This window comes from Pseudomonas sp. WS 5027 (assembly GCF_012985695.1).
Taxonomy (GTDB): Bacteria; Pseudomonadota; Gammaproteobacteria; order Pseudomonadales; family Pseudomonadaceae; genus Aquipseudomonas; species Aquipseudomonas hygromyciniae.
Genome location: NZ_JAAQWU010000020.1, coordinates 97,338 through 119,112 on the forward strand (window position 1 = coordinate 97,338; position 21,775 = coordinate 119,112).

Annotated in this window: 16 protein-coding genes; 10 read left to right on the forward strand and 6 right to left on the reverse strand. The window is 61.3% G+C overall.

Annotated elements, in window-relative coordinates:
* Positions 1–25: 25 nt before the first annotated feature.
* The 3 genes from HBO09_RS22540 to HBO09_RS22550 are packed head-to-tail and all read left to right on the forward strand — an operon-like array spanning position 26 to position 2,392.
* Entirely contained in the window at positions 26–1,021 is a 996-nt protein-coding gene (locus HBO09_RS22540; protein ID WP_029294516.1) for a peptidase U32 family protein, read from the forward strand.
* A 10-nt stretch (positions 1,022–1,031) separates the two neighbouring features.
* Positions 1,032–1,922: a U32 family peptidase gene (locus tag HBO09_RS22545; RefSeq protein WP_169999421.1), complete on the forward strand. Its 891-nt coding sequence runs from the start codon at positions 1,032–1,034 to the stop codon at positions 1,920–1,922.
* On the forward strand, positions 1,916–2,392 hold the full coding sequence (locus HBO09_RS22550) for an SCP2 sterol-binding domain-containing protein (protein WP_070996332.1): 477 nt from the start codon (positions 1,916–1,918) through the stop codon (positions 2,390–2,392). Before HBO09_RS22545 ends, HBO09_RS22550 begins: the two co-directional genes overlap by 7 nt.
* A gap of 248 nt (positions 2,393–2,640) precedes the next feature.
* Here the strand turns inward: HBO09_RS22550 and ampC are convergent, their stop codons facing one another.
* Positions 2,641–3,783: a class C beta-lactamase gene (gene ampC, locus HBO09_RS22555; RefSeq protein WP_169999422.1), complete on the reverse strand. Its 1,143-nt coding sequence runs from the start codon at positions 3,781–3,783 to the stop codon at positions 2,641–2,643.
* Between the two features lie 132 nt (positions 3,784–3,915).
* On the opposite strand from ampC, the gene HBO09_RS22560 reads away from it, so the two are divergent.
* Positions 3,916–4,800, forward strand: coding sequence for a LysR family transcriptional regulator (locus HBO09_RS22560; protein WP_169999423.1), 885 nt, complete (start codon positions 3,916–3,918; stop codon positions 4,798–4,800).
* Positions 4,801–4,983: 183 nt separating this feature from the next.
* Here HBO09_RS22560 and yghX read toward each other — a convergent pair whose 3' ends face one another.
* The 3 genes from yghX to HBO09_RS22575 are packed head-to-tail and all read right to left on the reverse strand — an operon-like array spanning position 4,984 to position 7,354.
* Positions 4,984–5,871 (reverse strand): YghX family hydrolase, encoded by an 888-nt coding sequence (yghX, locus tag HBO09_RS22565; protein WP_169999424.1) that lies wholly within the window; start codon positions 5,869–5,871, stop codon positions 4,984–4,986.
* 45 nt (positions 5,872–5,916) lie between these two features.
* On the reverse strand, positions 5,917–6,411 hold the full coding sequence (locus HBO09_RS22570; RefSeq protein WP_169999425.1) for a PaaI family thioesterase: 495 nt from the start codon (positions 6,409–6,411) through the stop codon (positions 5,917–5,919).
* Positions 6,412–6,463: 52 nt separating this feature from the next.
* Positions 6,464–7,354 (reverse strand): DMT family transporter, encoded by an 891-nt coding sequence (locus HBO09_RS22575; RefSeq protein WP_169999426.1) that lies wholly within the window; start codon positions 7,352–7,354, stop codon positions 6,464–6,466.
* Positions 7,355–7,445: 91 nt separating this feature from the next.
* Here HBO09_RS22575 and HBO09_RS22580 point away from each other — a divergent pair, with 91 nt between their 5' ends.
* Entirely contained in the window at positions 7,446–8,774 is a 1,329-nt protein-coding gene (locus tag HBO09_RS22580) for a PLP-dependent aminotransferase family protein (protein ID WP_169999427.1), read from the forward strand.
* A 90-nt stretch (positions 8,775–8,864) separates the two neighbouring features.
* On the opposite strand, the gene HBO09_RS22585 is transcribed toward HBO09_RS22580, so the two are convergent.
* Positions 8,865–13,874, reverse strand: a complete 5,010-nt coding sequence (locus tag HBO09_RS22585) for a glycosyltransferase (protein WP_169999428.1) — start codon at positions 13,872–13,874, stop codon at positions 8,865–8,867.
* A 783-nt stretch (positions 13,875–14,657) separates the two neighbouring features.
* On the opposite strand from HBO09_RS22585, the gene HBO09_RS22590 reads away from it, so the two are divergent.
* The 3 genes from HBO09_RS22590 to HBO09_RS22600 are packed head-to-tail and all read left to right on the forward strand — an operon-like array spanning position 14,658 to position 18,733.
* Positions 14,658–16,067, forward strand: coding sequence for an NAD(P)/FAD-dependent oxidoreductase (locus HBO09_RS22590; RefSeq protein WP_169999429.1), 1,410 nt, complete (start codon positions 14,658–14,660; stop codon positions 16,065–16,067).
* On the forward strand, positions 16,063–17,292 hold the full coding sequence (locus tag HBO09_RS22595; protein WP_346266440.1) for an FAD-dependent oxidoreductase: 1,230 nt from the start codon (positions 16,063–16,065) through the stop codon (positions 17,290–17,292). The genes HBO09_RS22590 and HBO09_RS22595 overlap by 5 nt, the downstream gene beginning before the upstream one ends.
* Before the next feature lie 25 nt (positions 17,293–17,317).
* On the forward strand, positions 17,318–18,733 hold the full coding sequence (locus HBO09_RS22600; RefSeq protein WP_169999431.1) for a glycerol kinase: 1,416 nt from the start codon (positions 17,318–17,320) through the stop codon (positions 18,731–18,733).
* 4 nt (positions 18,734–18,737) lie between these two features.
* On the opposite strand, the gene HBO09_RS22605 is transcribed toward HBO09_RS22600, so the two are convergent.
* Positions 18,738–19,517: a DeoR/GlpR family DNA-binding transcription regulator gene (locus tag HBO09_RS22605; RefSeq protein WP_169999432.1), complete on the reverse strand. Its 780-nt coding sequence runs from the start codon at positions 19,515–19,517 to the stop codon at positions 18,738–18,740.
* A gap of 386 nt (positions 19,518–19,903) precedes the next feature.
* Here HBO09_RS22605 and eutH point away from each other — a divergent pair, with 386 nt between their 5' ends.
* Together eutH and HBO09_RS22615 are read left to right on the forward strand one after the other, a co-directional pair.
* Positions 19,904–21,148 (forward strand): ethanolamine utilization protein EutH, encoded by a 1,245-nt coding sequence (gene eutH, locus HBO09_RS22610; protein WP_169999433.1) that lies wholly within the window; start codon positions 19,904–19,906, stop codon positions 21,146–21,148.
* A 56-nt stretch (positions 21,149–21,204) separates the two neighbouring features.
* Positions 21,205–21,561 carry a DUF1937 family protein gene (locus tag HBO09_RS22615; protein WP_169999434.1) on the forward strand — a complete coding sequence of 119 codons (357 nt, stop codon included), beginning with the start codon at positions 21,205–21,207 and terminating at the stop codon, positions 21,559–21,561.
* The last annotated feature ends 214 nt before the right edge of the window (positions 21,562–21,775 follow it).

Consider the following 21,775-nt stretch of genomic DNA (forward strand, 5'->3'; position numbering starts at 1 on the left):
ATGTATTTTCTGATGAGGATCAACCATGCAACTGGTCTGCCCGGCAGGGAACCTGCCTGCGCTTAAAGCCGCCGTGCGCCAAGGTGCCGATGCGGTGTATGTGGGGTTTCGCGATGACACCAACGCCCGGCATTTTGCCGGGTTGAACATGGACGACAAACAGTTCGACGGCGCCGTCGCCCATATCCGCCAGCACCAGCGCAAGCTGTATGTGGCGGTCAACACCTACCCGCAGCCCAAAGGCTGGGAGCGCTGGCAACGGGCAGTGGATCGCGCCGCCGACCATGGCGTGGATGCGCTGATTGCCGGTGACCCGGGCGTGCTGCAGTACGCCAGCAGCCGTCATCCGCAGATGGCCTTGCACCTCTCGGTACAGGGTTCGGCGACCCATGCGGCAGCGTTGCAGTTCTACGCCGAGCGCTACGGCATCCGCCGTGCGGTGCTGCCCCGAGTGCTGTCGCTGGCCCAGGTCAAACACGTGGCCGCCAGCAGTTCGGTGCCCATTGAGGTCTTCGGTTTCGGCAGCCTGTGCATCATGGCTGAAGGCCGTTGCCATCTGTCTTCGTACATTACCGGCGAATCACCGAACCTGTGCGGCGTGTGCTCGCCGGCCAAGGCGGTGCGCTGGAGCGAAGACGCCGATGGCCTGAGCGCACGCCTGAGCGAAGTGTTGATCGACCGCTATACCCCGGACGAACCGGCGGGCTATCCGACCCTGTGCAAGGGCCGTTTCATGGTCGATGGCAAACGCTTCCACGCCCTCGAAGAACCCACCAGCCTAGATACCCTGGACCTGATCCCCGAGTTGATCGCCATGGGCGTGGAAGCGGTAAAAATCGAAGGCCGCCAGCGCAGCCCGGCGTATGTCGAGCAAGTCACCGGGGTCTGGCGCGCCGCGCTGGACGCCCACCGCAGTGCGCCGGAACGCTTTGTGGTCAAGGACCAGTGGCGCAGCGTGCTGGCCGGTCTATCCGAAGGCAGCCAGACCACCCTGGGCGCCTACCATCGTTCGTGGCAATGAGGAACCGCACATGAAACTCAGCCTGGGACCGGTGCTGTTTTATTGGGATAAGCAACAACTGGGGCAGTTCTACTCCGAGATGGCCAGCTTGCCGCTGGATGTGATCTACCTGGGGGAAACCGTGTGCTCCAAGCGTCGCGCGTTCAACCTTGATCAATGGTTGGGCCTGGGCCGCGAATTGCAGGCGGCGGGCCACGCGCAAATCGTGCTGTCGAGCCTGACCCTGATCGAGGCCGCATCGGAGCTGTCGAGCCTGCGCCGCCTGTGTGACAACGGCCAGGTGCTGGTCGAGGCCAATGACATGGGCGCCGTGCAACTGCTTGCCGAGCGCAAGCTGCCCTTTGTCGGTGGGCCGGCGTTGAATTTGTATAACGGCCATGCCCTGGTGCAACTGCTGGATGCCGGGATGATGCGCTGGGTGCCGCCGGTGGAGTGCTCGGCCGCGCTGATTGGTGATGTGTTGGAGCAGGTGCGTGAATTGGGTCGGCCGTTGCCGGAGGTGGAAGTCTTTGCCTATGGGCACTTGCCCCTGGCCTACTCGGCGCGCTGCTTCACTGCCCGAGCGGAGAACCGGCCCAAGGATGACTGCCAGTTCTGCTGCCTGAACTACCCCGATGGCATGGCCTTGACCAGCCAGGAAGGGCAGGCGCTGTTTACGTTGAATGGCATCCAGACCATGTCGGCGGATGTCACCAACCTGCTGGCCGACTATCCGGGGCTTGTGAGTTGCGGCGCCGACCTGCTGCGCCTGAGCCCAAGGGCGCAGGGCATGGTGGGCATCGTCGAAGCTTTTGATCGGGTGCGCCAGGGCGCCACGCCGCCGGTATTTGTCGAAGGCTGCAATGGCTACTGGCATGGTCAGGCCGGGATGTTGCGGGTCGAGGAGGTGGGGCTGTGCTGAATCGCAAGCAATGGCTGCTCAAGGGCGCCGACCGCTTATTACCGCTGATGCGCAAGGTGCCGTTTGTGGTGCAACGGCTGGCGCTGCAACAGGCATTGAATCGCTGTCTGGCCGAGCCCTTGCGCGATGGCGGTTTTGAACTGCTGCGTGGGCGCTGGATGTGCCTGCGCATTCCCGACCTGGGCTTGCGCTGGTACCTGACCCTGGGCCGCGACGGGCTGCGCATCGCCGAACGGGCCGAGGCCCAGGTGACCATCAGCGGCAACTGGCGCGAGTTCCTGTTATTGGCCAGCCGCCAGGAAGATCCGGACACCTTGTTCTTCCGCCGGCGGTTGGTGATCGAGGGGGATACGGAGTTGGGGTTGGGCCTGAAAAACCTGATCGACAGCCTCGACCCGGACGTGTTGCCGCCCTGGTTATGGCGCAATCTGGAACGGGCCGGTAAAGGCCTGGCGACTGGAGCGACCTGATACCCCTGTGGCTAGAGGGCTGGCTATGGATAGGGGGCTTGTTGTGGCGAGGGGGCTTGCTTGTGGCGAGCGGGCTTGCCCCGCGCTGGGCTGCGAAGCAGCCCCGAACCCTGCACCCTCGGTCTCTCTGATACAACTCAGCGATCTTGTTGGGGCTGCTGCGCAGCCCAGCGGGGGACAAGCCCCCTCGCCACAGAAAGCTATCCATAGCCAGCCCCCTAGCCACAAGCAAGCGCGGTGCTATGGGGTCATTGCTCCATGGCCCGCAAGATCGCGTGGGCCGCTTTCACCCGTTCGGCATTGGGGTAGTTCTTGTTCGCCATGATCACTACACCGATGCCTCTGCTCGGCACATAAGCGATATAGGCACCAAAACCACCGGTCGAGCCGGTCTTGTTCACCAGGGTATTGGCGCGCAGTGGCTGTGCCGGTGTCAGCCACTTGACCGGGTGCGGTTCCATGGCCATGGGCGTTGAGTTGCCAGCTAGCAGTTCGTCGACACTCAGGGGGTAAGGGTACATCTCCCAGCCGAGCCCCTGGGTAGTGTTGCCCACGGTGTAATAACCCGTGTGCGTGGCGGCAATCGCCTGTTGTAGCGGCTGCTCCAGCGAAGTCGGGTTCATGTTCAGCGCCATGTAGCGAGCCAGGTCGGCAGGGCTGGTTTTCACGCCGTAGGCTTCGCTGTCCAGTGCGCCTGGGCTGACGCGCAGCGGCTTGCCGGCCTTGTCATAACCCTGGGCGTACAGGCCCATTTGTGCCTTGGGCACCGTGAGATAGGTGTGTTTGAGCCCAAGCTTGGGCAGCAGAGTCTTTTCCATCGCCACGTCGAAAGGTTGCTGCAGGCTTTGCGCCGCCAGATAGCCGAACAGGCCCAGACTGGGATTGGAATACTGGCGCTGGGTGCCGGGGGCGAAAGCGGCTTTCCAGTGCTGGAAGTAGCCGATCATCTGCTGTGCATTGTCCGCCTCGTTGGGGAACTGCAACGGCAGCCCGCCTGCGGTGTAGGTGCCCAGGTGGAGCACGCTGATGTGGTCGAACAGGCTGCCGCGCAAGGCCGGCAAATAGTCGCTGGCGGGGGCAGAGAGCTTCAGCTTGCCGGTGGCCTGGGCATAGCCGGCCAGGGTGGCGGCGAAGGTCTTGCTCACCGAGCCGATCTCGAACAGGGTGTTTTCGCTGACGGGCTGCTGGCTGTCTTTGGCGGCGATGCCGTAGTTAAAGTATCGGGCCTTGCCGTCCTGCACGATGGCGACGGCCAGCCCGGGAATTGCCTGTTGCTGCATCAGGGGCTTGACGGTGGCGTCCACCACCTGGCGCAGGTCGGCGGCGGCCATGCAGTTGCCGGCGCCGAGCAATAGGCTGAGAATCGTGACGTTACGCACGTGTTGGTACATGATGAGGTCGCTTCCATGAGGATGATCGGATGTATCACGGCCTGCGCAGGCGTGGCCAAGATAGGCAGTTTTCCGGCCCTGGACAACCGATGATATCTCGCACCAGTCATTAGAAAAATTTGGGCTTAAACCATGTTGCGTTCCCATCTGCCCCTTAACGCACTGCGTGCGTTTGAAGCCTCCGCCAGGCATTTGAGCTTTACCCGGGCGGCCATCGAGCTGTGCGTGACCCAGGCGGCGGTCAGTCATCAGGTCAAGAGCCTGGAGGCACAACTCAATGTCACCCTGTTCAAGCGCCTGCCCCGTGGCCTGATGCTCACCCGCGAAGGGGAGACGCTATTACCGGTATTGCGTGAGTCTTTCGACCGTATTGCCCAGACCCTGGGCCAGTTCCAGGCCGGGCACTACCGCGAAGTGCTGACGGTGGGCGCGGTGGGCACGTTCGCGGTGGGCTGGCTGCTGCCGCGCCTGGCGGATTTCCAGGCGCGCTACCCGTTTATCGATCTGCGCCTGTCGACCCATAACAACCGCGTGGATGTGGCAGCCGAAGGTCTGGATTATGCAATCCGCTTTGGCGCCGGCGCGTGGCATGGCACCCACGCCTGTGAGTTGCTGGCGGCGCCGCTGACGGTATTGTGCGTACCGGCGATTGCCCGCCAGTTGCACGGCCCGGGCGATGTGCTCAAGCACACGTTGTTGCGCTCGTATCGGGCGGATGAGTGGAGCCTCTGGTTCCAGGCCGCCGGTTTGCCCGCCGACACCCTGGTGCCGCGCAGCATCGTGTTCGACTCGTCCCTGGCGATGATGGAAGCGGCGTTACAGGGCAGTGGCGTGGCCCTGGCGCCGGCAATGATGTTCTCGCGCCAGTTGGCCCAGGACGTGATCCGTCAGCCGTTCGACGTGGGAATCACCACGGGTAGCTATTGGCTGACGCGCTTGCAATCGCGGGCGGAAACCCCGGCCATGCTGGCGTTCAGGCAATGGTTGGAGGAGGTGACGGCGATTGAGCTGGCTTGAGCTGCCTTGTTGTGGTTGTGGTTGTGGCGAGCGGGCTTCTTGTGGCGAGCGGGCTTGTCGGAACGCCGCATCGCCCGCGCTGGGCTGCGAAGCAGCCCCAATAAGACCGCTGAGTTGTATCAGATAGACCGAGGGTGCAGGTTTTGGGGCTGCTTCGCAGCCCAGCGCGGGCGACATTAGCGCTCAGGCAAGGTACTTGCGGAACCACCCCAACGTGCGCTCCCACGCCAGGTTCGCCGCCGCTTCGTCGTAACGTGGGGTCGAGTCGTTGTGGAAGCCGTGGTTGGCGCCCTTGTAGATATACGCTTCATAGGTCGTGCCGGCGGCCTTCAAGGCGGTTTCATAGGCCGGCCAGCCTTGGTTGATCCGCGTGTCCAGCTCGCCAAAATGCAACAGGATCGGCGCCTTGATCTTCGGCACGTCCTTGGCGTCGGGTTGGCGTCCGTAGAACGACACCGCCGCGCCCAGTTCCGGGTAGGCCACTGCCGCCGCATTGGTCACGCCACCGCCGTAGCAGAAGCCGGTGATCCCCACTTTGCCGGTGCTGGCGTCGTGGTGCATCAGCCATTCGATGGCGGCGAAGAAGTCATTCATCAGCTTGGTCGGGTCGACGGTCTGTTGCAGTGCTACGCCTTTTTCGTCATTGCCGGGGTAACCGCCCACCGAGCTGAGGCCATCGGGGGCCAGGGCAATAAATCCGGCCTTGGCCAGGCGTCGGGCGACGTCTTCGATATAGGGGTTGAGCCCACGGTTTTCGTGAACCACCACCACCGCCGGCCGTTTGCCCTCGACCTTGGCCGGGCGCACCAGGTAGCCACGCACTTGGCCATTACCCTTGGGCGAGGGGTAGGTGATGTAGTCGGCAACGATGTCCGGGTCGGTGAACTTCACCTGTTCGGCCAGGGCGTAGTTGGGGCTCAGCGAGGCCAGCAACGCCGATGCGGTTAGCCCGCCAAAGGTGAACAGGGCCGCGCGGTCGAGAAACTCGCGGCGGTTGATCTTGCCGTGGGCGTAGCCGTCGTAGAGTTCCAGCAGTTCAGGGGCGAAGTCTTTGGCGGTCAGGCGAGGCATCGGCAGGCTCCTATAGCGGCGTGTGGCGTTGAATGTAGACCATTGTCAGGTTTGCCGGCCATGGGCGGTGTCCGCCAGGCGCCCGGTATCGACCCGCACGAAGATCGAATCGCCCATCGCCGTTAGCACACCATCGGCGTACACCTCGCACACCACGCGGCTCTTGCGCCCGACCTCACCCTCGACCCTGGCGCGCAAAGTCAGTGGCACACCCATTGGGGTCGGCTTGATAAATTTGATGCCCAGGTTGCCAGTCACGCAGTCGATGCGTGGCAGTACACCCGGTTCGCGCTGTTCGGCACGGTAGTGATAGGCCATGGCCGTCCAGTTGGAGTGGCAATCCACCAACATGGCGATCAGGCCACCGTAGACCAGGTCCGGCCAGCCGCAATATTGAGCCTCGGGCAGGTGCTCGGCGACGATGTGGACGCCGTCTTCATCCCAGCGGCTCTGGATGTGCAGCCCATGGGCATTGCGCGGGCCGCAGCCGTAACAGACGCCGTCTGGCGCGGTGGTGTCTTGCAGGGAAGGGGTGTGCATCGTCGATCCTTATTGTTCTGGGGCCAATCCACGAGCCTAAAGGCGCACCCCCCTAACGTGCAAACTTCTTCGCCCCGGCCACGCAGGCAATCACCGCGACGGTCACGGCCAGCATGCCCAGGCTCACCTGTTCATGCAGCAGGCTGGCGGCCAGCGCCAGGCCGAAGAACGGTTGCAGCAACTGCAACTGGCCGACTGCAGCGATACCGCCCTGGGCCAGCCCGCGGTACCAGAACACAAAGCCGATCAACATGCTGAACAGCGCCACGTAACCTAGGCTCAACCACGCCGGCAGGCTGATCCCGGCGAAGGACGCGGGGGCCAGGAGCAAGGTCAATGGCGCGACCACCGGCAGCGCCATCACCAGCGCCCAGCAGATCACCTGCCAGCCGCCGAGGGTGCGCGACAGCTTGGCCCCTTCGGCGTAACCCAGCCCGCACACCAGCACCGCCAGCAGCATCAGCAGGTCGCCGGCGGGGGCGGCGCTCAGGCCTTGGGCCAGGGCATAGCCCATTACCAACAGGCTGCCGAGGATCGAAAACAGCCAGAACACCGGGCGCGGTCGCTCGCCGCCGCGCAGCACACCAAACACGGCGGTGGCCAGGGGCAGCAGGCCGATAAACACGATGGAGTGGGCCGAGGTCACATACTGCAAGGCCAGTGCGGTGAGCAGCGGGAAGCCGATCACCACCCCCAGCGACACAATCAGCAACGGCCCCCACTGTTCGCGCACCGGGCGCCTTTCGCGCAACAGCCACAACAGGCACAGGCCCAGTACGGCGGCGATGCTCGCCCTGGCCACGGTCAGAAACACCGGGTCGAACTCCAGCACCGCCACGCGCGTGGCGGGCAGCGAACCGCTGAAAATCAGCACGCCGATCAAGCCATTGATCCAGGCGCTGCGGCTATGTTCGGGGGTGATGATCCGGGAAGTCTGTTCCATGAAGGGGGCGCTCGGTAAGTGAGGGTTGCGTTTGGGGCATCCTAGGGCTGAAGATTTCGACAATCAAAAAATTGTCATGGATACATCGCCCATGCCCCGCGCCCGTTACAAATCGTTGGTAGATAGCTTTGCCCGGGATATCCGCGCCGGCACCCTGGTGCCCGGCACGCGCCTGCCCACCCACCGCCAATTGGCGGCCAGCCACGGCCTGGCCCTGGTCACGGCCAGCCGGGTGTATAGCGAACTGGAGGCCATGGGCCTGGTCAGCGGCGAGACTGGGCGTGGCACTTTTGTGCGCGAAATTGCCCTGGCGCCGGGCCAGGGCAGCGGGCAGATGGCCGTGGCGGCGGGCATGCTCGATCTGAACTTCAACTACCCGTCCTTGCCCGGCCAGGCCGACCTGCTGCGCACGGCCCTGCGCCAGTTGGCGTTGTCCGGCGACCTGGAGGCGCTGCTGCGTTACCAGCCCCACGCCGGGCGCGTCCATGAGCGGGCGGTGATGGCGCGGCATCTGCTGCAGCGTGGCCTGAGCGTTGCGGCCGAGCAGGTGCTGGTGGTCGGCGGTGCGCAACACGGGCTGGCGGTCAGCATGATGGCGCTGCTCAAGCCGGGAGACGTGATCGCGGTGGATGCGCTGACCTATTCGGGGTTCAAGGTGCTGGCCGAGACCTTGCACCTGGAAATCGTCGCGATCCCAATCACGCCGAGCGGCCCTGATCTGCAGGCGCTGGCGCAGCTGTGCCGGCGCCGGCCAGTGCGGGCGCTGTACTGCATGCCGACGCTGCATAACCCACTGGGCTGGGTGCTGGGGATCGAGCAGCGCGAGCAACTGGTCAGCATCGCCCGCGAGCATGGGCTGATTCTGATCGAAGACGCCGCCTACGCCTTCCTCGCCGAACACGCGCCGCCACCGCTGGCGCACTTGGCGCCGGAGCGCACGGTTTACGTGGGGGGACTGTCCAAGAGCGTCGCCACGGGCCTGCGCGTGGGGTTTGTGGTGGCGCCGCTTGCGTGGGTGCCGGCGCTGGAGCGTACGATCATGGCCACCGTGTGGAATGCGCCTGGCGTGATGACCGCCCTTGCTACGGCCTGGATCGAAGATGGCACGGTGTTGCAACTGGAAGCGCAGAAGCGCCAGGACGCCCGGGCCCGGCAAGCGATGGCGGCGCAGGTGTTGGCGGGGTTGGATTACATTGCCCATCCCGCGTCGTACTTTTTATGGCTGGCGCTGGGGGAAGACGTGCGGGCCGATCAGATCGCCATGGCGTTGGCGCGGGAGAATATCTCGGTGTCCACCGCAGAGCCGTTTTCGGTGTCGGACCATGTGCCCCACGCGATACGCCTGGCATTGGGCTCGGTGGATAAAGGCGCGTTGCGTGCGGCGTTGTTGAGGGTGCGGTGGGTGGTGGCGGGTTATTGAGGCGGCTTGCTGTGGCAAGGGAACAGCCCCTTGCCACAGCAGGCCCATTACTACTGGGACTGACTGCGCCGGATCAGGAAACGGGCGCGCCTAGGCGCCGATCCACGAGTGTTCAGCACCAATCTTGACGTTGAACGTGTGAAAAAGCGGTAAGTAGTGTTCCTTGGCTCTAAGGAGTTGTAGGCCCAGAAGGTCAGGGTGCGCAATCCCCTTTTTTGCGTAGGCGTTGCGGGCGTTGTCCAGGACATTGACCACCGGTCCGATGGCGACCAGTTCTTGTTCTCCTTCGACAGCTTTGGCTTGCCGGGTCATTCCATCGAAGCCCAGATCATACATATCAGGCCTTTTCGCTTTCAGGGTGTCGTTGAACAGGTTGGGCCCCACGGTCTCAAAAATTTTACGCTCATACGCTTTGAATTCCGGTGTGTAGATAATCGATCCATCAGGTCGGCGGGTGGCGATAGGTCGATTGGCAGCGAAATAGGGCTTGTTTTTGCTAAACCGTTGCTTCATTTCGGTGATTATGTCGCTTATTACTGGATTGCCGGGTTGCGTTGCAAAGTTGCTGGTGTTGTAGAACGTTTTGTAGTCATTGACGTAATGAACAACAGGCTTATTGAGGAGGAAGTCATTGGCGCCGGCCATGACTGTCGCATTGCCGACATTGGCTTGAATGAGGTCATCGGTATCGAGATAAATCCCGCCGTGTTTGTTCATGATTGGATAGCGGGCGACATCCGATGCGGCTGCCAGGTTTTTGCCTGGGCCCTGGCGGAAAAAGCTGTAGAGCTCGCTGTTTTTCAACTCTTTGAAAATCTCGTCGTCATTGAGGTTTGCCACCGTCATGCCGGGGGCTTTGTTCTCCAGTTCACTTTTTATTTTTTGAAAAATGGCCGGGTTGTCGGCATCTACGTGTACGACGGATTTATACCCTGAGGCTTTGCGCGCGTTTTCAACCATTTTGTCGACCAGGTGAGGGGGGATTTCCTGACCAGCCCAAAAATAGTGCAGCGCTTTGGGTAAAGGCCTTGCATCCTTGGGGACGGCGATGGTTGCGGAGGAGGCAACATCGACAAACTGGAATCGATGGGCGTCGATTTGTTTGGCCTTTTTCAGCTCATTGAATGTTCCCCGCTGCCATTTGCCTTTGCCGCTGCGCCAGAAATACATAGGGTTGGTCCCATCAACACCCGTCGAGACGTTGGTGGCTTTCCATGCGCCGGCTGAACTGTCGAAGCGAACGCTATGATCCACGCCCTTGTAATTGACGGTAAAGGGAGCGTTTAAGTTTTGGTTCGCAGTGATATCGTCCATCGGCACGACATAAGTACTGTCAGCGAGCCTCCAGGGCGTTGGTGCACTTCCCGCACCGCCAAGCAGACGGTTGCCTCTCGATAGGGGCTCCCACCCGGCGACGCCCAGTTCCCTCACCGGTATATCCGGGCCTGCGCCTGCTGCGTGGCGGATGACGCGCTGACCATCCGCCACGCGCGATTCATACAGCACCCCATCAACTTTCACATACTCCTTGTTGCTGCGGCCTACATAGACATTACTTTGCAAACCCTTGGGCTTGAGCTCATCGGGCGCGATGTATTTGGCCTCATAGCCCAATAGGTCGGAATTGAGTGACCTCACCTCGCCATTGGCCGCCACCTGTTTAGGCTGGAAATCTTTGAGCGGAGGGCCGAAGGCGCGTTTCTTGAGGGGGTCGTATTGATGCCAGTTGCCTTGAAACATCACAACGCGGCCTTCAACGGTCTCTGTCCCCACCTTGAACGTGCCTGTTGCCGCCAGGCCGTGCTGCTGGCTTGCCGCTTTTACCCCGTCGTTGCTGGCGATTGCAGACAGACTGTTGGGGTCACTTGATGTCGGTGGCGCTACGGAAAACTGATCAAGGGCTTTGCCATAGGCCCGCTGGGTGCGGGGGTCGAAGGCGTACCACTGGTGCGTCGCCTCATCGAACTTGGCCAGGGTTTTACTTTCAAGGGCGCTATTGGCCGCTTTGTAGGTGCCTTCGGCCAGGTCCGGTTTTTTTGCCAGCTCCAGCAGATTGACGCTGCGGTAAGAGCCGCGCAGGGATTTAACGCCCTTATACCCGGCACGACCCAGGTGCACGACACCCCGCGCCAAGTCATCAACGCCGCCCAATGGATTGAGTGCACCCACCGCAGCCCGACCGACGATCTTGCTAACCTGGCCGACCTTTGACAGTGTCGATGCCCCGACGGCAACGGCTTTTGCGCCCTTGGCCGCAGCCCCCAGGCCGACGGCGAAACCGAAGATATCAAAGGCCAGGTCAACAATTCCCTCGCCAATTTTTCCGTCTATGAAGTTCTTGATGGCTGACCGGAACGGGATCAGATTCAATGCAACTTCTTCCAGTACTTTGTAGGTCGGTACTTCCGTCTGAAAGGTTGTGGCACCCCGTGCGTATCGCTCGACAGCAGGCAGCTCCATATCCGCGATCAGCGCATCTGCAATGTATTGGGTCCTGGGGCTGGCGAAGCTATTGGGTGCGCCTTGTGACGCTTTGTTTTCATCCTCGATGCCCGCCTGACCAGCCGGTCTTATCACATCAAAGCGTTTCCCTGGCGAGGAATGCATAAAGCTGCTGCGGGGCTCGTATTCCTTGTATTGCTGGTCCGGTTTGCGAGTCACGGTGCCTTGCAATCGATCGATTGCATACGTCATGACTTTGCCGTTGCGTTCGGTCTTGACCAGCAGCACGCCCGGTGCCACACGAATGGGAAGATCGTCTCTGTCGTAGCGTATTTCCTTACGGATGGTTATTTTGCCGAACTCAAGGTTTTCGCGGTCTTCCAGTGGCAGTTTCGAAATCAGCATTTTGAGCTGCGCAGACGTAGCCTTTTTGACGGTTGCGGCGTATCCGTCAAATGAGCTTTGGAAGTGTTCCAAAGGCCGCGGCAGTGCTCTGAGTTTGGGCATGATCTCGTTGGCGTTGATGGCCGCTAATGAGGAAACCCACACTGCTGGTTGACCGTTAGGCTCAGAGGTGAATTTCTCACCAAGAATGTCCTTGATAGTGGTGCGAAACCCTTCTTCCCCTACCGTTCCATTGTTCGAGTCAGGCGCACCATGGAGCGCACGTCCATCGATATACAGGTCCAGAATCGAGTAAGGCCCCGGTAAAAAAATGTTCGACGGCTGGGATTCAATACATTTTTTTTCGAACAGTTTCGGGTCCATGTCCGGCAGCGCTTTCTTCAACTGTTCCAGAGCAATGGCTTTGGTCGTTGGCATCTCTGAGAGGGGGGATTCGGACGCCTCCCTCAGTTCGCGAATTTGTGCTGTGAACGCCTCACGCACGCTGTCGATTGCGGCCTTGGTCTGCGGGTAAGCCATGCCGTTGGCGACCCCCCATTGCATGATCGCTTCGTTCTGCGCCGCATATTCAACCTGGCGCTCTTGATCGGTGATCGGTGCGGTTCCGGCTTCGAGCATGATCTGCACGTAGCTCATTGTGGCCGTGACCCCTGGCGCCTTTGCTTCAAGGCGCGCGGTGGCCGTGACGAAACTGACCCAGCTGTGGGTGCCGACCACCACCTGGCTGGGAATGTCCTTGACGAGAAACTCGGGCGCCTGATTGGCCAACAGCAGATGCGCCTGGAGCGCGGCCTTCTCTGGGCTCGATGCTTTACCTGTGGCGAGCAGGTGAGCGGCGAGTTCCCGGGTGATCGTGGCGGCAGACTTTCCCGTATTGACGGGCGAGACCAGTCGATAACCTGCGACCTGGCCCTGGCGGTCTGCGGGGCCGCCAGCGCTGTTGTCGATTTCCACATTCAAGCTGGCTAACAACCAGTCGTTGGCACTGCCTTTGACGTTGCGCGCCTCGAATAGGGACGCCATGGCACTCCCCAGTTCCTGGCCCCTGGGCGAATTGACCAGGCTGTCGATCAACGCGCGAGGGTTGCGCAGCGCCTCGGGGGTAATGGGCCTGCTGTTCAGCAGGTAGTCCAGCACGCTCTTGAAGGGCGTGAGCGTCGTAGCGCCGAATTTGCCGGTGCCTATATCCGCCGCCAGTTGGGCCTGGTTGCTCGGGTCCAGGGGCGCAGGCCACGCCAGTGCGCCACCCAGGTTGCCATGGATGGCGGCCTTGGGGGTTGGGGTAGACAGCGCGGTTGCGAGGTTTTCCAGTTGCTCGTGGTCGGTGGGGATATCCCAGCCGTGATCCTCCAGAAATTTCAGCAGGCTGATGCTGTTCCCAGGGCCGGTATTGGCTGGCTGATAGCTGCTGTCGTATGACAGCTCGAGGGTGATCTTCTGCAATTCATCCTTTATGGGCCCGACAGCGTGCGGGGCCTCTTTTACCGAGGTCGCCAACTGACGCAATTGGCCGGCGGCGAGGCTGCGGTTATGCACGTCTCCCAAGTACGCTTTCTGGACCTGGATCGAGTCCTCGCTGCGGGATTTAATCAAATCGGCAGAGGTCACCGGATCCAGTTTCCCAAACCTTTGATCCCGGTCGATTTGTGCCGCGCGCTGACGCATTGCCGGCCCCGTGAGGTTCTGCGGCTCCTGGTAAAAGCGCCCGACCCGCCAATGCGCAACGGGCTCATCGAGGTCACTTTGCGGGGGCGTGAATGCCGTATCGGCGTGGCCGGCTGAGACGACGCGTGCGGCCTCCAGGACAGGCCCGTTGATCGCGCCCCAGTGCCTGTCGCTTTGGCCAACGGTGTGCTGTTTTTGCTCCGGATCGAGATGGCGCTGGCGCTTGAAAGAAATGTCACCGGTCTGCAGGTTGAGGGTGATCGACCCCGGGTTGACGCCTTGTTCTTCCATCCACTGACGGACTTCGGGTGATTTGAGGGTGTCTCGCAAATGGCTCCACCACTGGCCGAAGGTGGAGTCGGGCGCAACGGTGTTGATCGTGACATTTCGCTCTCGGTTGGCAAGCTTGAGCAGTGCCGAGTGGTACTCCATTGCCAGTGCGCGATCACCTGCGGCGCGAGAGCTCGCGGCGCAATCTGGCGAGGAGGACGACTCACGCTTTTGTCGGGAAAGTGATTGTGCCTGTTGAGTGTCGCCAATGGAGGAGGGTTGAGGGGGGGCGCTGAGCTGGCTGGAAATGTTGTTCATAAGGTCTGCGGCCTGAAGATTCGGGAGTTGTGCTGGGTTGAAGTGGCTGCCGTGGCATCAACCGTGTGTAGCGTTCTGTCCGAATTGATTCCCGCATTCTGTCAATAGGTTGTTGCTATGTATTTCTCTGATTTCTCTCAAAAAGCGGTAACGGTAGATCCCCCGTTGGGCTGCTGCGCAGTCCAGTGCGGGCAATACGGCGTTCCGGCAAGCCCGCTCGCCACAGGTCGGTGCTCCCCTTATTAACCAAAAGACTGTTTTTCAAAGCGCTGTAAGGAAGAGGTCTCAGAACCGGTCCCTTCAACGTCTTTATAGAAGGAGTCGAAGAAAGAAGGCTCCCCATCGTCAACAAGCGAGGTGTATGTGGTTAATTTTTGGTATCGGTCAAATTTGGTTGGTTTTATGACTGGGTGACGGTCGTTAAGCGCGATATGGCCGTAGGGGAACAGGCTGAAATATGCCTTGGATGTGTTGAAAGGTAACCATGTAAAAAGTTTGCGTGTAGTTATGTAGCGTATTTGTGGCTGTTGATCGAGTCCACAGTAACGCCTTTTTGACGGAATCAGCTCTGTGCGCAACCAACCGGTCAGTCTTTTTCAAGGAGGTATCTGCAATAAACATTGGGCTTTTGCAGGGTGGAAAGCGCTGCTTCTGCGACACAGTTTCCGAGCAGTGAGTGAACGGCCATGGTCAAACGGTCATTCCAACCAAGATTCGGTCAGTGGCATATGCCCTGCACCCACCCTAGGCAACTCATGCGCTCACTTCACTACAGGCTTGATAATGACCAAACCCTTCCCGAATCAGAGTGGTATCTACGACGTCATCGTTGTGGGCGGTGGCGTTGTGGGATGCGCGATGGTCCGGCGCTTTACCCTGGAGGGGGCGCGAGTGCTGTTGCTGGAAAAGAGCCCGGACATTTTGTCTGGGGCGAGCAAAGGCAATAGCGCGATTTTGCATACCGGCTTCGATGCGCCGACCGGCAGCCTGGAGCTGCAGTGCATGAAGGACGGTTATCAGGAATACCTGCAAATCCACCAGAAGATGTCACTGCCGCTGCTCAAGACCGGTGCGATGGTGGTGGCCTGGAACGAGGAAGACCTGGGCAAGCTGCAAGGCATCGTCGAGCAGGCACACGCCAATGGGATTGCCGATGTCCGCTTGATTGGCCGCGAGCGGGTGCGCGCCCTGGAGCCGAACCTGGCACATAACGCCCTGGGGGCGGTCGAGGTTCCTGGTGAGTTTCTTATCGACCCGTGGTCGGCGCCCCTGGGTTACCTGCTTCAGGCGATGATCCACGGGGCGCAGGTGCGCTTCAATACCGAGGTCAACGGCGGCTATTTCAACGGCGAACTCTGGGCCCTGGAGACCACCAACGGGTTTATCCGGGGACGCACGATCATCAACTGCGCCGGGTTGTTTGGCGATGTACTGGAGCAACAGTTGCTGGGCGCATCGAGCTTCTCCATTCACCCGCGCAAAGGTCAGTTCGTGGTGTTCGACAAGGCCGCCGCGCGCTATCTGGGCAACATTATCTTGCCGGTGCCCAATGAACGTACCAAGGGCATTGTGTTGACCCGTACGGTCTACGGCAATCTGCTGGTGGGGCCTACCGCCGAGGAGCAGGAAGACCGCGTGCACGCCGGCCTCGACAGCGATGTGCTGCGCCAACTGGTGGACGCCGCCGTCGAGCGGATTCCTGCACTCGAAGGCATGCCGGTCACCGCCACGTATGCCGCGCTGCGACCGGCCACGGAAAAGAAAGAGTACCGAGTGCAGCGGGTCGAAGGTAAGAACTGGATCAGCGTCGGCGGCATCCGCTCCACCGGCCTGACGGCGGCGCTGGGCATTGCCCGGCACGTGTTCAGTCTTTATCAGCGCGAGCACACAGCGGTGCCTGCGCAAATCCTGCAATGGCCCAAGCTGCCCAACCTCGCCGAGCATTTGCCGCGCGATTACCAGAGCCCGGGCTACGGCGAAATCGTCTGCCATTGTGAAATGGTGACCCTGCGGGAAATCGAAAATGCCTTGGCCAGCGCGCTGCCGCCCGGTGACCTGGGTGGTTTGAAGCGCCGCACGCGAGCCTGCATGGGGCGCTGCCAGGGTTTTTATTGTGGCGCGCGCGTGGCTGAGTTGAGCGCTGGCCATTTGGCCATTCCCCTTGCGACAGGTGTTTGTCATGCCGCCCATTGAAATCGAAAACGTTGATGTCGCAATTATCGGTGGCGGCCCGTCGGGGCTGTCGGCGGCGATCACCTTGCGCAAGCTGGGCGTCGACAAGGTCGTGGTGCTTGAGCGTGAGCCTGAGGCTGGCGGCATCCCGCGTCATTGTGGGCATCCGCCTTTTGGCCTGCGTGAATACGGCAGGCTCTACACGGGGCCTGCGTATGCGCGCAAAAATGTCGCGCAGGCGTTGAAGGCGGGGGTGCAGATCCGCGTCAAGCATTCGGTGACGCAGATGGGCCAGGGCGGGCGCCTGGAACTGGTAAGCCCGGATGGCGCCAGGGTTATCCAGGCGCGTCGGGTGCTGATCGCCACCGGGGCCCGGGAAACGCCGCGTTCGGCGCGCCTGCTGGGCGGCGATCGTCCGCTGGGGGTCATCAATACCGGCGCGTTCCAGTCCTATCTGTACCTGGAGCACCTCAAGCCCTTTGAGCGCCCGTTGATCGTCGGTACCGAGTTGGTCAGCCTGTCGGCGGTCATGAGCTGCCGACGAGCCGGGATCCAGCCGGTGGCGATGATCGAGGCCAATCAGCGGGCCACGGCGCGCTGGCCGTTGTCGCTGTTCCCGCGGTTGTGCGGGGTGCCGGTGCATTTCGGCGCGCAACTGCTGCAGATCCATGGCACCGGGCGCGTGGAGGGTGCGACCGTGCGTCTGGCCAACGGGCAGACCACCACCTTCGACTGTGACGGCGTGCTGCTCACCGGCCAGTTCACCCCCGAATCCAGCCTGGTACGCTTGAGCGAGCTGCGGCTCGACCCGAAAAGCGGTGGCCCGCACATTGATCAATACGGGCGCTGCAGCGATCCGGCCTACTTTGCCGCAGGTAATCTGCTGCGTCCCGTCGAGACGGCAGGTTGGTCGTTTCGCGAAGGCCATAAGATCGCTACGATGATCGCCCGCGACCTGCAGGGGCAATTGCCGACTGGCGCGCCGAGCATCGAGATTGCCTGCCAGGGCGACGTGAAACTCTGCGTGCCGCAACGCCTGAGCCCGTCCGCTGTGGCGGGCATGCAGCACCTGCAACTGCGGGTCAGCCGTGGGGTAAAAGGGCGCCTGGTGGTACGGGCCGATGGTACGCAAATCTGGTCGCGCACCGGCAGTTGGTTGCCAGAGCGGCGGATATTGATCCCCATCGCCGGCCTGAACCTGCCCCAGGGCGTACAGCAACTCGAAGTCGACTTTGTCGGCCCATAACAAGACCTGCCGAGGAGTCTTTAACATGCGGATTGCCGCGCTCGATCAAGGCACCACCAGCACCCGTGTGCTGGTGGTGAGTGACAATGGGTCTGCTGATATCCAGCTCTCGTTGCGCCATCAGCAACACCATCCCCACCCCGGTTGGGTGGAGCACGATCCATTGGAATTGCTCAACAACCTGCAGCGTTGCCTGAAGGCCACCGGCCAGGTGGATGCCATCGGTATTGCCAACCAGGGTGAAAGTTGCCTGGCGTGGGATGCCAAGACCGGCGAGCCGTTATCCCCGGTGATCGTCTGGCAGGACAATCGCACCTCGGCCGAGATCGCCCAGTTGCGCGGCGACGGGGGCGAAGCCCTGACCCTGGAGCGTGCGGGTTTGCCGTTGGATCCGTATTTTTCGGCGAGCAAGCTGGCCTGGATCGTGCGCAACCTGCCGGCCGCGCAAAGCGCCTTGAAAGCCGGACGGCTGCGCCTGGGCACCACCGATGCGTACTTTCTCGACCGCCTGACCGGGGTCTTTGCCACCGATGTCACGACCGCCTCGCGCACTTCGCTGATGAACCTTTCGACCGGGCAGTGGGACAGCCAGCTCTGCGAGCTGTTTGGCGTGCCCATGGAAACGCTGCCGCAGATCCGCGATACCGTCGGGCACTTTGGCGAGATTGGCGCTACGCCAGTCACCGCCTCGATTGTCGACCAGCAAGCCTCACTGTATGGGCATGGTTGCCGCAACGAGGGTGACGCCAAGATCACCTACGGTACGGGGGCGTTCGCCCTGACTTTGACCGGCGAGCAGATCATCCGTGCGCCGGACAAGGGCTTGTTGGCCACCATTGCCTGGCAGATCGACGGCAAGCCCACGTATGCCATGGACGGTGGCGTCTACGATGCCAGCGCCGCCGTGGAGTGGGCAGGACGGCTTGGCTTGTTCAGCGACTTTTCGGAACTGGCGGCATTTGACGAGCCACCGGCCATTGGCCGCCAACTGGCGTTTGTGCCGGCGTTGTCCGGGCTCGCTTGCCCCCACTGGGACCGCAGCGCGGCAGCCCTGTGGGTCGGCATGAATGGCAGCACCACGCGCCAGGATATGTGCCAGGCCGTGCTGGAAGGCGTGGCGTTGCGCAGTGTTGAAGTGATCACGGCCATGGACGGTTTTCTCAGTGTCACCGATCACCTGTCCATCGATGGCGGCCTGGCGCGCAGCCCATATTTTGCGCAGTTCCTCGCCGATGCCTTGCAGCGCTGCATCGTCACCCAGCGTTTCGATGAGCTGACGGCGTTCGGCTGCGCAGCGCTGGCAGCCAAAGGCCTGGGCGTGGCCCTCAAGCCGCCGCGTAACACCAGCACCACCTTTCACCCGAAAGTCAGTGCCGCGCAAGCCCAGCAGTGGCGCGCCTCGTTCAGCGATGCGGTGACGCGTTGCCGCGACTGGCGCTGACGGCTTACCACTCCGGCCGGGTCAGGGCAGGGGCCTCCAGTACTTCAACCTGGGCCTCGGCCAGGGCCTTGGCCAGTTCACCCAAGGGTTTGCGGTCGATGATCAGGCGGTCGATGCGTTCCAGTGGGAATACCTGGAACAGTGCGCGCTTGCCCATCTTCGAGGAATCGGCAATCACCGTGAGGTAGCGCGTGCGGGCGATCATGGCGCGGGTGATTTCCGCTTCTTCGATGGAGAAGTCAAAGGCGCCGTCGGTGTTCAGGGCGCCAATGGTGACCACCGCATGCTCGGCGTTGAAGCGCGCGATCTGCTCCATGGCCAGGGCGCCGATATTCTGTTCCGATTCGGGGCGGTATTCGCCGCCGATCACGAATACACGATTACCGCTGGCGCCAATGGCGGCGGCGATCAGCAACGAATTGGTAATGACCGTGATGCGGTTGAGCTTTGCCAGTTCACGGGCGAAGAACAGGGTGGTGGTGCCGGTATCGATCAGCAGGCTGTCGCCCGGCGCATAGAGCCCGGCGGCAAACCGCGCCACCGCACGTTTCTCCTGGGAGAATTCGTTCATCCGGGTCTGGAAAGCGTTCTCATGTTCGCCGCTGGGGGGGAGCGAGGCACCGCCATGGAACTTGGTGACTTGGCCTGCGTCGGCCAGGGCCGTGAGATCGCGGCGAATGGTCTCTTGCGAAGTGGCGAGGGTGCGCGCCAACTCGTCGACCGAGATGCGTTCACGCTGGCGTAGCAGTTCAAGGATATGTTGGCGTCTTTCATTGGGGCGCATGGGCAATCTCCTCTTGATGCTACGTGAGTGCGCCACAGGAGCGCAGCGCTGTTACCGAGGCACTCAAATGATGCCGCAGCAGCACGCGGTGGGGCGCCTGAGCGCCGGCGCGGGTGGTGTGAACTTGGTATTGCCGTTTGCCGTTCACGGCCATAGAGTCCGCTGCCTTGAAAGGTGTGACCAGAGATTACGCAATAGAATTGACCGATTCCAGTGTGTTTAACCCGCAAAACCACAAGAAACACACGATTGGCATGGGAAGTGGTTAGTTATAGGGTGTGAAAGCGCCACAAATGGGGCTGTAAAACGCGTTTGGCCAATGGAGCGACCGAACTGGGGCGTACTCCTACAAAAACAATTGATTCAGTACAGATGGAGCGAAAGCAATGGCGGAATTCGGCAACTACGTTATTTATCTGATCATGATCGGCGCGGTGGTGGGCGCCTTTGCGTCTGTGATCAAGCCCGACAGTGGCCTGGGCAAGGAGTTTGTCAACGGCATCCACTCCATTGGCCCGGTGTTCCTGGCGCAGGCGGGCATCATGGTAGCGATCCCGTACCTGTCTAAATTCATCGAGGTTGCGCTGGGGCCATACTTTGGCGCGATGGGTTCTGACGTGTCTATTGCGGCGCTGTCGATCATTGCCGTGGACATGGGTGGCTACCAGCTTGCCGATGCCCTGGCGGCGAACCGCGACATGTGGATCACCGCCATGATCGTCGGCTACACCTCCGGTGCGACCATCGTCTACCTGATTCCGGTCGGCCTGATGATGCTCGAGCGCAAGGATCACAAGTACCTGGCCCTGGGGGCCATGGCCGGGCTGATCAGCATCCCGTTTGCGGTGCTTGCGTCGCTGATGATGATCACGGCCTTCAACCTGCCGGTGCGCGACATCGTCTCCACCACCTCACCGGCCCTGCATTACCTGAGCCTGGGCTTTGTCGATTGCGTGCGCTTGCTGGCGCCATTGTTTGTGTTCTGTTTCCTGCTGGCTGCCGGCCTGCGCTATCGGGCGTCGTGGATGGTGGCCGGGTTTCTGGTGTTCGGTAAGTTGATGGACGCGTTTATCAAGATCGTCCTGGCGCTGGCCATCGTCGAGCATTTCACCGGGTTCTTCATGAAAAACTTCGGCGTGTGGGGCTTCGACCCGATGTTCGCCGACGAGAAGGAACTGTTCCGGGCCATCGAGATTGCCGGCTACATCGGCATCATGCTCGCCGGTACTTTCCCGATCTGCTACCTGTTCAATCGCTACTGCAAGAAACCCATGCAAGTGCTGGGCAGGCACATCGGGCTGTCGGCCGATGGCGCGGCGGCGTTCATCATGGTGTTTGCCAACATCATCGCGGTTTATCACCTGTTCAAGAAGATGAACGCCCGGGACAAGGTCCTGTGCGTGGCCCTGGGCGTCTGTGCGCAGGCCACCATTGGCGATCACCTGGCCTTTACCGCGAACTTCCAGCCGACGCTGATCATGCCGATCCTGCTGGCCAAGCTGTTTGGCGGCCTGCTTGCGGTAGCCATCGCGATCAAGATCTCCGTGCCCGCTGCCCAGCGTTACGAAGCTCAGGAGCGCGAGCGCGAAGAGGCCGACGCAGCGGGTGTGCCAGCAGCCCAGCCGGCATGACGCCAACTGTTTAAACACCGCAAGGGTGCGAGCCCTTGCCTTGCCCTGAGGTAACAATGAGAAAGATCTTTCTGGCCTGCCCCTATAGCCATGCCGATGCATCGGTCACCCATGAGCGCTTTATCCAGTGCAACAAGGTGGCGGCCACCATCATCGAGTCGGGCCATGGGGTGTTCAGTCAGGTGTCGATGTCGCACCCGATCAACCTGGCGTTTGAAGGCAAGGACAGCGCGACCATTGGCAAACTGTGGGCGCCGGTGGATGCGCTGTTCATGGACATGATGGAAGAACTGATCATCCTCGACTTGCCGGGCTGGGACCTGAGCTCGGGGATCAAGCGCGAGATCGAGTTCTTCAAGAATCGTGGGCAGAAGGTCAGCCTGTGGTCGGAAGTTTCTAACGAGTTCATCTGACAGCGCACAACCCTTGTGGGAGCGGGCTTGCTCGCGAAAGCGGTGTATCAGTCGATAAATGTATTGGCTGATCGACCGCTTTCGCGAGCAAGCCCGCTTGTATGTTTAGACTTGAAGGGGTGGGCGGCGACTAAAAGCCCGATTCCGACTCTAGCCAGTACGGACCGTGGGAGACTTCTCGTCCCGCCCTTTCTACCCTAAGCGCCGATAAGGA

What these genes read in the sequence shown, in the direction of transcription:
- HBO09_RS22545 (WP_169999421.1), top strand. Translation starts at nt 1,032, where the DNA reads ATGAAACTCAGCCTGGGACCGGTGCTGTTTTATTGGGATAAGCAACAA.
- HBO09_RS22600 (WP_169999431.1), top strand. Translation starts at nt 17,318, where the DNA reads ATGCGGATTGCCGCGCTCGATCAAGGCACCACCAGCACCCGTGTGCTG.
- HBO09_RS22615 (WP_169999434.1), top strand. Translation starts at nt 21,205, where the DNA reads ATGAGAAAGATCTTTCTGGCCTGCCCCTATAGCCATGCCGATGCATCG.
- ampC (WP_169999422.1), bottom strand. Translation starts at nt 3,783, where the DNA reads ATGTACCAACACGTGCGTAACGTCACGATTCTCAGCCTATTGCTCGGC.
- HBO09_RS22575 (WP_169999426.1), bottom strand. Translation starts at nt 7,354, where the DNA reads ATGGAACAGACTTCCCGGATCATCACCCCCGAACATAGCCGCAGCGCC.
- HBO09_RS22570 (WP_169999425.1), bottom strand. Translation starts at nt 6,411, where the DNA reads ATGCACACCCCTTCCCTGCAAGACACCACCGCGCCAGACGGCGTCTGT.
- HBO09_RS22590 (WP_169999429.1), top strand. Translation starts at nt 14,658, where the DNA reads ATGACCAAACCCTTCCCGAATCAGAGTGGTATCTACGACGTCATCGTT.
- HBO09_RS22585 (WP_169999428.1), bottom strand. Translation starts at nt 13,874, where the DNA reads ATGAACAACATTTCCAGCCAGCTCAGCGCCCCCCCTCAACCCTCCTCC.
- yghX (WP_169999424.1), bottom strand. Translation starts at nt 5,871, where the DNA reads ATGCCTCGCCTGACCGCCAAAGACTTCGCCCCTGAACTGCTGGAACTC.
- HBO09_RS22560 (WP_169999423.1), top strand. Translation starts at nt 3,916, where the DNA reads ATGTTGCGTTCCCATCTGCCCCTTAACGCACTGCGTGCGTTTGAAGCC.
- HBO09_RS22580 (WP_169999427.1), top strand. Translation starts at nt 7,446, where the DNA reads ATGCCCCGCGCCCGTTACAAATCGTTGGTAGATAGCTTTGCCCGGGAT.
- HBO09_RS22605 (WP_169999432.1), bottom strand. Translation starts at nt 19,517, where the DNA reads ATGCGCCCCAATGAAAGACGCCAACATATCCTTGAACTGCTACGCCAG.
- HBO09_RS22540 (WP_029294516.1), top strand. Translation starts at nt 26, where the DNA reads ATGCAACTGGTCTGCCCGGCAGGGAACCTGCCTGCGCTTAAAGCCGCC.
- eutH (WP_169999433.1), top strand. Translation starts at nt 19,904, where the DNA reads ATGGCGGAATTCGGCAACTACGTTATTTATCTGATCATGATCGGCGCG.